The sequence below is a fragment of the Methyloversatilis sp. XJ19-13 genome, assembly GCF_024580155.1.
Lineage (GTDB): Bacteria > Pseudomonadota > Gammaproteobacteria > Burkholderiales > Rhodocyclaceae > Methyloversatilis.
This window is the reverse complement of the sequence record NZ_JANINH010000022.1, coordinates 299-12,497: the sequence shown is the minus strand read 5'-3', so window position 1 is coordinate 12,497 and position 12,199 is coordinate 299. Positions and strand designations below refer to the sequence as shown.

Genomic DNA, 12,199 nt, shown 5'->3' with positions numbered 1-12,199 from the left:
GAACCCGCGCCAACACTGGGAATCATCACATCCTGACCGTTCATTGCAGGTCAGTGTCACCCGTTTCGGCCGCAACCTGAATCCCGGCCTTGAAAATGCCGAAACCCGGCGAATCTTACAAATCGTTACTGCAGTCGCGCAGCGGGTTTACAGCAGCAGCCGACACTGGCTTCGCTGCCGGAGCATTCCGGCAAATCAGAGGAGTCAGATCATGAAACACCCGAACGCCGTCACTACCCGCCCCCTGCAGGCTGCAGCATCCCGCGGCCGCTGGCTGGCTGCGCTTACCGCAGCCGGCGCACTGGCCGGTCTGGTCGCCGTCATTCCGCAGGCGTCCGCCGACGCGGGCGAACAGCGCGCGCCACATGCCATGAAGACCGCAGCGCATCAAGGCCACGGTCATATGGAGAAGCGCATGGCAGAACGCGTCGAACGCGTCTTCAGCAAGGTCGGCGCGACCGACGAACAGAAGGCGCGTGCCCGCGAAATCGTCAAGGCCACATCCGAACAGATGAAGGCACTGCGCCCTGCCGATGACAGCGGTCCGAAGGACATGCTGGCGCTGTTGTCGGCCGAGTCGATCGATCGCGACCGGATCGAACAGCTGCGAGCGGCACGTCATGCGCAAATGGACGAACGTTCGAAGCTGATGACGCGCACGCTGGCCGATCTGGCCGAAGTGCTGACGCCCGAACAGCGCAAGGACGCGGCGAAATCACTGGCCCGTCTGGGCGGCGGTCACCCGCAACATGGCAGGCACCACGGCAGGCAGCATGACGAGGGCGACGGCCCGCGTGCCGCCGACGGCACAGTGCGCAGCTGATGACCGGACTGCCGTGGTTCAGACCACGGCAGTTCCGAACAGGCGGGCCAGTTCGGCCCCGGGGTCAGTGGCGCGCATGAAGGCTTCGCCGACCAGAAAGGCATGCACGTCGCGGGCCCGCATGGTCGCGACGTTTTCTGCCGTCAGGATGCCACTTTCGGTGATCACGATACGCCCGGCCGGAATGCGATCAAGCTGGGACAGCGTGAAATCGAGCGACACCTCGAAGGTACGCAGGCTGCGGTTGTTGATGCCCATCAGCGGCGTATCGAGCTGCAGCGCCAGATCAAGTTCACCCGCGTCGTGACTTTCAACAAGCACTGCCATGCCCAGCTCTCCGGCCAGGGTTTCGAGTGCGCGCATGTCGGCCACCGCTTTCGCCTGCTGCGCGCCATCCGCCTCGCCGGACGGCGGCAGGAAAGCAGCCACGATCAGCAGGATGCAGTCGGCGCCCATCGCGCGCGCCTCGACCACCTGCCACGGATCGATGATGAAATCCTTGCGCAGCACCGGCAGCCGGCAGGCGGCACGCGCCTCGACCAGATATTCGGGCGCACCCTGGAAATACTGCCGGTCGGTCAGCACGGACAGGCAGGCGGCACCGCCCGCTTCGTACGAGCGTGCAATCTCGGCCGGACGGAAGTCGGCGCGCAGCACGCCCTTCGACGGACTGGCCTTCTTCACCTCGGCAATCACCGCCGGCTGGCGGCGCGCGACGCGATCGCCCAGCGCAGCGACGAAGTTGCGCACCGGCGGCTGGGCCTCGGCCCGGGTACACAGCGCATCCAGCGTCTGCAAGGCGCGGCCGGCGGCTATTTCCTCCCGCTTGGTGGCGAGAATTTTCTGCAGGATGTCGGACATTTCTTCTGACCCCATTGAATGTTGCGGACCTGCAGGAGCCTGCCCCGCAGGCGATCAAGCTGTCGATCGTGGCGACTCCGTAATGCGAAACCCGATCGCCTGCGGGGCAGGCTCCTGCGACAACATCAGGTGGCGAACGAGCGCGTCAGCTCCACCAGCGCATCGACACGTGCCCGCGCGGCGCCGGACTCGACCGCCTCACGGGCACGGTCCACACCGTCGCGCAGGCTGTCCGCCACGCCCGCCACATAGAGGCTGGCACCGGCGTTGAGCAGCACGATGTCGCGCGCCGGGGCGAAGCGACCCTCCAGCGCGGCCAGCAGCATGTCGCGCGAAGCCTGCACATCGGCCACGCGCAGCGTGTCGAGTGCATGCACCGGCAGACCGACGTCCGACGGATGCACCGTGTATTCGCGCACCTCGCCATCGCGCAGCTCGCCCACGAAGGTGTCGCCGCTGATCGACAGTTCATCCAGCCCGTCGCGGCCATGCACCACCAGCACATTGCGCGACCCCAGTTCCTTGAGCACCCGCGCGAGAATACCGACCAGGTCGGCGTGGAACACACCCATCACCTGATTGGCCGCACCGGCCGGATTGGTCAGCGGGCCGAGGATATTGAACATCGTGCGCACGCCCAGGTCCCGGCGCACCGGTGCGGCGTGCTTCATCGCGCTGTGGTGGTTGGGCGCGAACATGAAACCCACGCCAGCCTGTTCGATGCACGTCGCAACCTGCGCTGGCGTGAGGTTCAGCGTCATGCCGAGCGCTTCCAGCACGTCGGCCGACCCGCTCTGCGACGAACTGGCCCGCCCGCCGTGCTTGGCTACGCGCGCGCCGGCGGCGGCGGCAACGAACATCGCCGCGGTGGAAATATTGAAGGTGTGCGCGCCATCGCCACCGGTGCCGCAGGTGTCGACCAGCGTCTGCGTGTCATCCACAGGCACCTTCATCGACAGTTCGCGCATCACCCGTGCGGCCGCGGCAATCTCGCCCACAGTTTCCTTCTTCACGCGCAGACCGATCAGGATGGCGGCGATCAGCGTCGGCGACACTTCGCCGGTCATGATCTGGCGCATCAGCGCGGTCATTTCGTCGCGGAAGATTTCGCGGTGCTCGATCACGCGCTCGAGCGCCTGTTTCGGCGTGAAGCTCATGCGCCTGCCCTCCACTCGTCGAGGAAGTTCTTCAGCATCCGGTGGCCGTGCTCCGTCAGGATGGACTCGGGATGGAACTGCACGCCCTCGACCGCCAGCGTCTTGTGCCGCATGCCCATGATTTCGCCGTCGTCGGTCCAGGCCGTCACTTCCAGGCACTCCGGCAGCGTGTCGCGCGCCACCGCCAGCGAGTGGTAGCGGATGGCGGTGAAGGGATTCGGCAGGCCGCGGAACATGCCCTTGTCGGCGTGGTGGATGGCGGCCGTCTTGCCGTGCATCACCACCTTGGCGTGCACCACGTCGCCGCCGAACGCCGCACCGATGCTCTGGTGGCCGAGACACACGCCCAGTATCGGGTATCTGCCGGCGAAGGCATTGATCAGCGGCACCGACACGCCCGCTTCCTTCGGCGAACACGGCCCGGGCGACACCACGATGTGGTCCGGATTGAGCGCATCGATCTGGTCGAGCGTGATTTCGTCGTTGCGGAACACCCGCACGTCCTCACCGAGCTCGCCGAAGTACTGCACGAGGTTGTAGGTGAAGGAGTCGTAATTGTCGATCATCAATAACATGTCAGTTCCCCCGCCCGTCCGGGCCCGGCACCAGCCCCGCTTCCGCCAGTTCGGCCGCACGCAGCACGGCGCGCGCCTTGTTCAGCGTTTCCTGCCATTCGCCTTCCGGCGTCGAATCCATCACCACGCCGCCGCCGGCCTGGGCGTGCAGCACGCCGTCCTTGATGACCGCGGTGCGCAGCGCGATGGCCACGTCCATGCCGCCATTGAAACCGAGGTAGCCGACCGCGCCGGAATAGATGCCGCGCTTGACCGGCTCAAGCTCGTCGATGATTTCCATTGCCCTGACCTTGGGCGCGCCGCTGACCGTGCCGGCCGGGAAGGTGGCGCGCAGCACGTCCATCGCGGTCAGCCCGGGCTTGAGCACGCCTTCGACATTGCTGACGATGTGCATCACGTGCGAATACTTCTCGACCACCATGCGATCGGTCACCTCCACCGAACCGATGGCGGCGACCCGGCCGAGGTCGTTGCGGCCGAGATCGACCAGCATGATGTGTTCGGCGCGTTCCTTCTCGTCCGACAGCAAATCTTCGGCCAGCGCGCGGTCTTCGTCCGGCGTGGCGCCGCGCTTGCGCGTGCCGGCGATCGGCCGCACCGTCACCTTGTCGCCTTCGAGACGGGCCAGGATTTCCGGGCTGGCGCCGACGATGTGCGTGTCGCCCAGATTGAAGAAATACATGTAGGGCGACGGGTTCAGCGCGCGCAGTGCGCGATAGACCGCCATCGGCGTCGTCGCCAGCGGCTTGCTCATGCGCTGCGACGGCACGACCTGCATGATGTCGCCGTCGAAGATGTAGCGCTTGGCGGTGTCGACCGCCGCACAGTAGGCATCGTGGCCGAAGCCGGACACCGCGGCGACCGACACGCCGCGCGGCGTGTCCGGTTCGCGCAGCGGCGACTTCAGCCGCGCCGACAGCGTTTCGAGCCGCAGATGCGCGTTCATCAGCGCGTCCGGCTGCGCCGGATCGGCATAGACGATGAAGGTGAGCCGCCCGGACAGGTTGTCGAACACCGCCAGTTCGTCGGACAGCAGCAGGTGGATGTCCGGCACGCCGAGCGGATCGGCCTTGTTCCAGCCGGCTTCGAGCCGGTGCTCGACATAGCGCACGACGTCATAGCCGAAGTAGCCGACCAGCCCGCCGGAAAAGCGCGGCAGGCCCGGCAGATCGGGCACCCGGTAGCGGTTGATGAAGTCCTGCACGAAGCCGAGCGGGTCGGCCGATTCGCAGTGCTCGATCTCGACCTCGTCGCGCAGCACGCGGATATCGTTGCGCCGCACGACGATGCGCGTGCGCGCCGGCAGGCCGAGGATGGAATAGCGGCCCCAGCGCTCGCCGCCCTGCACCGATTCGAGCAGATAGGAATACGGCGCGTCGGCCAGCTTGAGATAGGCGGACAGCGGCGTGTCGAGATCGGCCAGCGCCTGGCGCGCGACCGGAATGCGGTTGTAGCCGGCGCGTACGAGCGCCTCGAATTGATCGTGATTCATGGACAGACCGGAAAGCGGGAGTTGAACGGGCGCCGCGGTGTCACCGCATGCGCCGGACCGGAAGCGGACTCAGGCGGCTCGCCACAGGTACCCGGGCAGGGGCGCGGGCGCGCAGCTGCGGGCGGGTATCTCCTTGGAAGTCGGGCTGTCCATTTGCTGTCGGTTCGTTGTGGTCTGATCGGCTCAATGGCCGGTCGAAAGCATGACCCGGTCGAGCAGGTCAGGGAGCGACGATAGTAGCCCATCGCAATCTTTTGCGTCCAGCACGCGCCCTTCGCTGTAGCCCCAGGGCACGCCGAACACCGCCACGCCGGCCGCGCGGGCGCAATCGATGTCGTTGTACGAGTCGCCTATATGTAACAGCGTGGCCGGTGCGCAGCCCAGTTGCGCGGCCGCATGCAGCAGCGGCGCCGGGTCGGGCTTCTTCTGCGGCAGCGTGTCGCCGCTGACCACGCAGTCGAAGTACGGCCGCAGCTTCATCAGTTCGAGCAGCGGCTCGGTGAAGTCGGCCGCCTTGTTGGTGACGCAGGCGAGCCGGAAACCGGCCGTCTGCAGCGCCGCCAGCGTGTCGTGCGCGCCCGGGTAGGCGGTCGAATGTTCACCGTTGCGCGCGCGGTAACAGCGCTTGAACGTCTCTATCGCCTGCGCAAGCAGTGCGGCGTCCTGCGCCCGCTCGCCCAGGCAGCGCTCGACCAGATCCGGAATGCCGCGGCCGACGAACACGCGCACCTCGTCTTCGCGCCTTGGTGGCAGGCCCAGTTCGAGCGCCATGTCGCGCGCCGCGGCGGCGAGGTCGGGCACGGTGTCGAGCAGCGTGCCGTCGAGGTCGAAGCTGATGGCGACGACCGCGCGCCGTGCGCTCATGTCGCGAGTGCCTGGCGTCGCAGTCATGCTGCGACGGTAGCCAGCTGGCCGCGCAGCGCGCCGATCACGCTGTCGTAGCGGTTCGGGTCGGTGTCGAGCCCGGCGCCGAACACGGCCGAGCCGGCGACGAAGGTGTCGGCGCCGGCGCGCGCGATGTCGGCGATGTTGTCCACCTTCACGCCGCCATCGATTTCCAGCCGGATGCGCCGGCCGGTGCGCGCTTCGTACTCGTCGAGCTTCGCGCGTGCGGCGCGCAGCTTGTTCAGCGTTTCCGGAATGAAGCTCTGGCCGCCGAAGCCCGGGTTCACCGACATCAGCAGCACGAGGTCGAGCCGGTCCATCACGTGGTCGAGGTGATGCAGCGGCGTGGCCGGGTTGAACACCAGACCAGCCCGGCAACCGTGATCGCGGATCAGCGCCAGAGAACGGTCGACGTGCTCCGACGCTTCCGGATGGAAGGTGATCACGTTGGCGCCGGCCTTCGCGAAGTCCGGAATGATGCGGTCGACCGGCTTCACCATCAGATGCACGTCGATCACCGCGTCGGTATGCGGGCGCAGCGCCTGGCACACCAGCGGGCCGATGGTCAGGTTGGGCACGTAGTGATTGTCCATCACGTCGAAGTGGATCCAGTCGGCGCCGGAATCGATGACGTTGCGCACCTCCTGCCCCAACGTGGCGAAATCGGCCGACAGCAGGCTGGGCGCGATCAGGAAATCGGAAGCGGATGAAGGACGAACGGACGAGTGGCTCACGGGCGTGCTCCGGATGGCGGGAGTGCAATTGTATCGGCTCCCGTGCCTTGCCCCGCGGCTCGCACGGTCCGTCGCGGCGGCTGCTGCTTGCCGCCCTGATGGACTTCGGTTAAAAAGCTGCCATGGCCGAAGCGAAAAAACACGAAATCACGGTGTCGGTGCAGACACGCTATGTCGAAGAGCAGTCCGACCCCGACGAGTCGCGCTTCGTCTTCGCCTACACGGTGACGATCACCAACACCGGCACCGTGCCGGCGCAGCTGATCAGCCGTCACTGGGTCATCCGCGACGCGGCCGATTCCGAACAGGAAGTGCGCGGCCTCGGCGTCGTCGGCCAGCAACCGCTGCTCAAGCCGGACGAAAAGTTCGAATACACCAGCGGCTGTGCGCTGACCACACCGGTCGGCACCATGGGCGGCACCTACCAGATGGTGGCCGAAGACGGCACGCAGTTCGAAGCCGTCATCCCCGAATTCACGCTGGCCATGCCGCGCGTGCTGCACTGAGGCCCGGGGCGGCGCGGTGTCTCTCGACGCGTCCTATACCCGTCTTGCCCCGCTGTACGATGCGGTCGTTGACCTTGCCTCGCGCGGCGCGCGGCGCGCCAGCCTCGACGCCCTGCCGCGGTCGCCGTCCGACATCCTGCTGTGCGGCATCGGTACCGGCCTCGACCTTCCTTGCCTGCAGCCCGACCACCGCTACACCGGCCTCGACTTCAACAGCGCCATGCTGTCGCGCAGCCTGCCGCGCGCCGAAGGACTCGATTACACCGCGGTGCGCGGCGACGCCATGCAGTTGCCCTTCCGCGACGCGAGCTTCGACTGCGTTGTGCTGCACCTCATCGTCGCCGTCGTGCCGGATGGCGCCGCCTGCCTGCGCGAAGCCGCCCGCGTGCTCAAACCGGGCGGCGCGGCCCTGCTGCTCGACAAATTCCTGCCTGCCGGTCGACCAGCGCCATTGCGCCGCCTGCTGTCGCCCATCGCCGGCCGCATCGCCACCCGGCTCGACCTGGTACTCGAAGACGCGCTGAAAGACCTGCCCTTCGGCGTCGTCAGCAACGAGCCCGCTGCTTTCGGCGGCTGGTTCAGGCGCGTGCGCCTGCTGCGGGTGTAGCGAAGTCGACCCACCAGTCGGAATTTCCGGCGAAGCCTCCAAGCACGCTTTCAGTGTCGGAGTGACGAGCTCGAAGAACGTCTCGGTGAAGCAGCGGCTGCGGGAGTGCCCCTGTGGGAGTGCCCTGTGGGAGTGCCCTGTGGGAGCGGCGGCCTCGCCGCGATCAGTGCAGCGATGGTCGATGATCAACGCGCAGATCGCGGCGAGGCCGCCGCTCCCACCGCGCCGCCGCTCCCACAGCGCCGCCGCTCCTACAGCGCAGCCCCTTCAGCGGGCGGCGCGCCCCAAGCCGCGCATCTGCGCATGCCAACGGGCACGACCGGCGTCATCCATGCTGTCCACGCTGCCGATCAGCGTCGTGCGCACCGGCCGGATGCCGACGAAATTCAGTGCATTGCGTTCGAAGCTCTTCACGCCATGCGCAAGGTAGACCAAGCGGAACATCAAGGCCGGCATGCCCATGGTCACGATCAGCCGCGCCGAACGACCCTTCAGCAGCGGCTTGAACGGGTTCAGTCCGGTGCCTTCGCCGATCGCGAAACCCGGCCGGAGGAGCTGTTCGAAAAAGGCCTTGAGCAGCGCCGGCAGCGTACCCAGCCACAGCGGGAAGAACACCGCCACATGCTGCGCCGCGGCCACCGCCGCCTGCGCCTGCGCGACGTCACCGTCCGCAGCTGCAGACCAGGCCGCCTTGTCGCGTAGCAGCGGAAAGTCGAGCCGCGTCACGTCGATCACCTCGACTTCATGCCCGGCCTCGCGGGCACCTTCGATGTAGCTGTCGGCAAGTGCGCGCAGCAGGCCCGCGCGCGTTTCGGGATGCCCCTGGATGACAACGATGCGGCCCATGTGCGGACTCCCTCGATATCGATACGCCCACCCTGATCGAAGGCAGGGGATGTTGGGCATCGCTGCGCTCACCCCAACCTACGAAGTGCCGGAGCGCGCATCCTTGGTCAAAAGCCGGGATGTTGGGCATCGCTGCGCTCACCCCAACCTACTGAAATGCCGGTGCGTCCATCCTGATCAAAGCCTGGGGCACGCACCTTGAGCGGGATCATCCGCCAGTGCATTTCGGGGGCGTTATTGCCGGTGCAACCGAGCGCACGGCGCGCCCCGTCATGGCGGCGCCGTGCGATGCCGCGGTTGCGCGGGCGCTGTGGTTCTGGCTGTGGGAGCGGCGGCCTCGCCGCGATAGTGCTGTGACCAGCGCTGTGCAGCGTGCGTATCGCTGCGGAGCGGGGGTTTCGGCGCGCATTGCTCGCTGCCCGCGATCCCTACCCCAGCCAGTGCGCGACGAGTGGCCGGCCGAGCGGGCTGGTGACGAACAGGAAGATGAGCACATTCAGCGCCACGGTGACCCAGAAGCCGCGCCGGAACGACGCCTTGACCGACTTGTGGCGCAGGAACTGCTGCGCCAGCAGGCCGCCGGGCCAGCCGCCGACCAGTGCCAGCAGATGCAGCCGCGCTTCGGGCACGCGCATGCCGTCGCGGGCAGCCTGCGCCTTGTCGACCGCATACAGCCCGAAGGTGACGATGCTCAAACCGAGATAGAGCAGAAACCAGCCGGCCGGCACCTGCCACAGCCAGGCCGCGACCAGCATGACCACGAGAAAGGCCGGAATGACGAACAGCGTGGCGCCGCCCCACTGCGCCGGATGATCGTCGCGAACCTGACCGCGGGCGCGCGCAGTCTTCAGAGGCACGCCGTCGAGCAGTACCTGCCTGGCACAGCGCCGCCCCGTGCGGTCGGTGCCGACGGCAAAGCTGACGCGGTCGCCCGCCGACGGCCGGCGACCTTCGGCGTTCACTTCGCTGATGTGGGCGAACAGTTCATCACCGCCGTCGTCCGGCACGATGAAGCCGAAACCCTTGTCATCCTTCCATGTCCTGATGCGGCCTGTGCTGCGCATGTCGTCTCCCTGAAACACGGGGGCGGAAGATAGCACCGCTTCAGCCGCGGCGCCCGGCCTGCGCGACGATGTGATCGGGCCACTCGAAGGCGTCGCAGCGCGGGCAGTCGAGCAGCGCGCCGAGATGGGCCGCACGTCCATCTTCCGTCACCACCCAGGGCCGGTTGGTGAAAGGCGGGTGGTGGCGCACGTGCTGGCGATGCCCGCAGGCCAGCCGGGCAACCCAGTCGCCTTCGTCGTCGATCAGGTAACCGGTGATCGGCTGCTTCATCCGGCCGGCGCCGGCCGGCGCGGGCGCACCGCGGTGATCCACGGCTCGAAACGGCGGCCCCACGAAACGTCCATTTCGAAGGCCGCGCGCCCGCTGTCGAGCGCCGTCCGGTCGACGCCCTCCATCGCGCCGCGCAGCGCGTGCGGCACGCTGATGCGGGCAACGGACAGCTCGCCGATGTGGCCGCTGAAGAGGGGTTTTCCTTCGATCACCGTGACCGATGGCGTCACCGTTGCGGCAACGATGGCATTGCTGTGCCGATCGGGGTAGCGCTGGCGCAGCGTCGCCGCGTCCAGCCCGGCGTCGACGGCGAACAGGCGCGACGCCTTGTCCTGTTCGTATTTCAGGGCCTCCTGCGCCGACTTCAGCGCGTCGGCATCCTGCTTGTCGGTGCTGCCGCGGGCGAGTGCACGGTCCAGCCGGCGCTGTGCCTGCGCCAGGGCCGCCTGCCAGGACGCGCCGGCCAGTTCGAGCACGACGTAGACCTCGCGACTGGCGCGGTAGGCGTCGCGCCCATCCTTCAGGTCGAAGCCCAGTTCGCGCAGCTTGTCAGCATCCAGCCAATCAGGGCCACGACCGTAGTGCATGTCGTAGGCGGCCTCCGCGTTGTCGTCGCGCATCGGCGCGCGCCAGAGCAGCGCCACGTCGATGCCGCCGCGCTCGCCATCCAGCCCGAAGGCATAGGGCAGGCTCAGTTCGCGCTGCGCGAGGGTGAGCGCGCTGGCGGGCGCGCCCGAACGGTTCCACGCCACCCCCGCCAGCACGAAAGCATTCACCGCGACGATCAGGGCCACGCCACCCGCCAGCAGGATTTTCTGCGCACGCCTCATTGCCCGCCCTCCACCGCCACGACCGCGCGCAGCCGCTTCAGCACCAGGATGACCAGCAGCGCCACCAGCCCGAGCACGAGGAAGAACAAGAATTTCGGCATCACCGCCCACCACCAGTCGAACAGCTTGGTGTACAGGAAGATGACGAAGAACACGACCGCGGTATTCATCACCTCCGGCCAGCCGCGGCGCGCGCCGAGCCAGGTCAGCAGGCCGCCGGCGACGAAGCCGCCCAGTTGATAGATCCCTTCGATCACATCGGCCTCGAAGGGCAGATAGCTCGCGCGGCCCCAGTTCGACAGCACCAGCATGGGCAGGAAGAGCGCCAGCAGCGCGACCAGCCGCCAGGTTGCGTCGAAGCCCGGATGCCGCCGGTGATCGACGAAGAAGGGCACACAGAACATGAGCAGCGCCGCCGGGAAGAAATGTTCCGGCCGCTCACCGACGCTGAGCCAGTACATGCCCGACCAGCTGCCGACGCGGGCGGCGATGAAGCCGGTGATGCAGATCAGCCCGGCCACCAGCAGCAGGCGCAGTTCGCAGGTGTAGGCGAGCAGCAGCGCGAAGGCCGCCCACGGCAGCAGCGCCTTGTCCGACGGGGTGATGTTGAAGCTCGAGCCGAGCAGGCCCAGGTTCAGCACGAAGCAGGCGAAGGCCACCAGCGCCGCCAGCTTGGTGAAGTAGCCGGAGGCATCGCGCCCGTGCAGCCACGCGGTCAGCGCCAGCGTGCCGAGCGAGGCACCGGCCAGCACGATCACCTGCACGGCTTCGGGAAACAGCGGCCAGTACTGGCGGAACAGGAAGAACACGCTGGCCGCCAGCGCCAGCGCGCCGAGGAAGGAGGCGATGCGCAGGCCGAGCGTGAGCTGGCGGGCGCGCTGCGTGGTGTCGACGTCAGGCCGTGCGGCGAGACGCGTCAGCAGCACATCGTGGTGCGCCCGGATCGCCGCCGCATCGGCCGCGGCCAGCCCGTCGGCCGCGAGTCGCGCCTGTTCGCGGCGAAAGGCGCGGATGTCGTCGGCGCGTTGCTGCGCGTCGGCGCGTGACAGGCTGTCGTCCATCGCTTCGTTTCCGGATGTCATCGTCGCATCATGCCACGGCCGCACCGGGCTGCCGACGACCAGCACAGCGCGGGCCGGTCAGGCACAATCGGGCGATGGATCAAGCCCCCGTCCCGCTGCTGCGCGGCAGCCTGCGCGCCCTCAAGATCATCCTGCTCACCTTCACCGGCATCGGTCGCACGCGCATGATCAACCGCACCACCGAAGGACTCGGCCCGCAGCACTTCCTGCTCGGCGGCCTGTTCGCCGCCATCGCGGTGAATGTCGTGCTGATCGCGCTGGTGATGTGGGCAACGAGCTGAATCCGCGTCCGGCACGAGACAATCGACGACAGCGACGCAGCGGTTCATCGACCGCTGCCGCCCTCACCCCCGGCCCCTCTCCCGCTGATGCGGGAGAGGGGAGCTGACCTTCGCCCGATGCAGCGCAACGGACAGTGCGCCATTTAATCCTTGCCCACCAACACACAGCAGGCCCGACGCCGTGC

At 67.6% G+C, this 12,199-nt stretch carries 15 protein-coding genes; 4 read left to right on the top strand and 11 right to left on the bottom strand.

Annotated elements, in window-relative coordinates:
* Window positions 1-211 precede the first annotated feature (211 nt).
* Complete coding sequence (locus NMQ14_RS18200; protein ID WP_257098288.1) at window positions 212-823, top strand: Spy/CpxP family protein refolding chaperone; 612 nt, start codon at window positions 212-214, stop codon at window positions 821-823.
* An 18-nt stretch (window positions 824-841) separates the two neighbouring features.
* Here the strand turns inward: NMQ14_RS18200 and trpC are convergent, their stop codons facing one another.
* The 6 genes from trpC to rpe form a co-directional block, all read right to left on the bottom strand.
* On the bottom strand, window positions 842-1,684 hold the full coding sequence (gene trpC / locus NMQ14_RS18195) for an indole-3-glycerol phosphate synthase TrpC (RefSeq protein ID WP_257098287.1): 843 nt from the start codon (window positions 1,682-1,684) through the stop codon (window positions 842-844).
* A gap of 125 nt (window positions 1,685-1,809) precedes the next feature.
* Complete coding sequence (gene trpD / locus NMQ14_RS18190) at window positions 1,810-2,841, bottom strand: anthranilate phosphoribosyltransferase (protein ID WP_257098286.1); 1,032 nt, start codon at window positions 2,839-2,841, stop codon at window positions 1,810-1,812.
* The gene (locus NMQ14_RS18185; RefSeq protein WP_257098285.1) at window positions 2,838-3,416 is read right to left on the bottom strand and encodes an aminodeoxychorismate/anthranilate synthase component II; all 579 of its coding nucleotides are present in this window, start codon (window positions 3,414-3,416) and stop codon (window positions 2,838-2,840) included. The genes trpD and NMQ14_RS18185 overlap by 4 nt, the downstream gene beginning before the upstream one ends.
* Window position 3,417: 1 nt before the next feature.
* Window positions 3,418-4,908, bottom strand: coding sequence for an anthranilate synthase component I (gene trpE, locus NMQ14_RS18180; protein ID WP_257098284.1), 1,491 nt, complete (start codon window positions 4,906-4,908; stop codon window positions 3,418-3,420).
* Window positions 4,909-5,091: 183 nt separating this feature from the next.
* Window positions 5,092-5,772 carry a phosphoglycolate phosphatase gene (locus NMQ14_RS18175; RefSeq protein WP_257098283.1) on the bottom strand — a complete coding sequence of 227 codons (681 nt, stop codon included), beginning with the start codon at window positions 5,770-5,772 and terminating at the stop codon, window positions 5,092-5,094.
* A gap of 23 nt (window positions 5,773-5,795) precedes the next feature.
* Window positions 5,796-6,527, bottom strand: a complete 732-nt coding sequence (gene rpe / locus NMQ14_RS18170; RefSeq protein WP_257098282.1) for a ribulose-phosphate 3-epimerase — start codon at window positions 6,525-6,527, stop codon at window positions 5,796-5,798.
* A gap of 122 nt (window positions 6,528-6,649) precedes the next feature.
* Here rpe and apaG point away from each other — a divergent pair, with 122 nt between their 5' ends.
* Both apaG and NMQ14_RS18160 read left to right on the top strand, forming a co-directional pair.
* Window positions 6,650-7,033 carry a Co2+/Mg2+ efflux protein ApaG gene (gene apaG / locus NMQ14_RS18165; protein ID WP_257098281.1) on the top strand — a complete coding sequence of 128 codons (384 nt, stop codon included), beginning with the start codon at window positions 6,650-6,652 and terminating at the stop codon, window positions 7,031-7,033.
* Between the two features lie 16 nt (window positions 7,034-7,049).
* Window positions 7,050-7,640, top strand: a complete 591-nt coding sequence (locus tag NMQ14_RS18160) for a methyltransferase domain-containing protein (protein ID WP_257098280.1) — start codon at window positions 7,050-7,052, stop codon at window positions 7,638-7,640.
* A gap of 267 nt (window positions 7,641-7,907) precedes the next feature.
* Here the strand turns inward: NMQ14_RS18160 and NMQ14_RS18155 are convergent, their stop codons facing one another.
* The 5 genes from NMQ14_RS18155 to NMQ14_RS18135 form a co-directional block, all read right to left on the bottom strand.
* The gene (locus NMQ14_RS18155; protein WP_257098279.1) at window positions 7,908-8,486 is read right to left on the bottom strand and encodes an NAD(P)H-dependent oxidoreductase; all 579 of its coding nucleotides are present in this window, start codon (window positions 8,484-8,486) and stop codon (window positions 7,908-7,910) included.
* A gap of 428 nt (window positions 8,487-8,914) precedes the next feature.
* Window positions 8,915-9,550 (bottom strand): cold shock and DUF1294 domain-containing protein, encoded by a 636-nt coding sequence (locus NMQ14_RS18150; protein ID WP_257098278.1) that lies wholly within the window; start codon window positions 9,548-9,550, stop codon window positions 8,915-8,917.
* Between the two features lie 40 nt (window positions 9,551-9,590).
* Entirely contained in the window at window positions 9,591-9,821 is a 231-nt protein-coding gene (locus tag NMQ14_RS18145; RefSeq protein ID WP_257098277.1) for a DUF3565 domain-containing protein, read from the bottom strand.
* Complete coding sequence (locus NMQ14_RS18140) at window positions 9,818-10,651, bottom strand: DUF4824 family protein (protein ID WP_257098276.1); 834 nt, start codon at window positions 10,649-10,651, stop codon at window positions 9,818-9,820. The genes NMQ14_RS18145 and NMQ14_RS18140 overlap by 4 nt, the downstream gene beginning before the upstream one ends.
* Window positions 10,648-11,733 carry a DUF2157 domain-containing protein gene (locus tag NMQ14_RS18135; protein ID WP_257098275.1) on the bottom strand — a complete coding sequence of 362 codons (1,086 nt, stop codon included), beginning with the start codon at window positions 11,731-11,733 and terminating at the stop codon, window positions 10,648-10,650. Before NMQ14_RS18135 ends, NMQ14_RS18140 begins: the two co-directional genes overlap by 4 nt.
* A 74-nt stretch (window positions 11,734-11,807) precedes the next feature.
* On the opposite strand from NMQ14_RS18135, the gene NMQ14_RS18130 reads away from it, so the two are divergent.
* On the top strand, window positions 11,808-12,014 hold the full coding sequence (locus tag NMQ14_RS18130; protein ID WP_257098274.1) for a DUF2970 domain-containing protein: 207 nt from the start codon (window positions 11,808-11,810) through the stop codon (window positions 12,012-12,014).
* The last annotated feature ends 185 nt before the right edge of the window (window positions 12,015-12,199 follow it).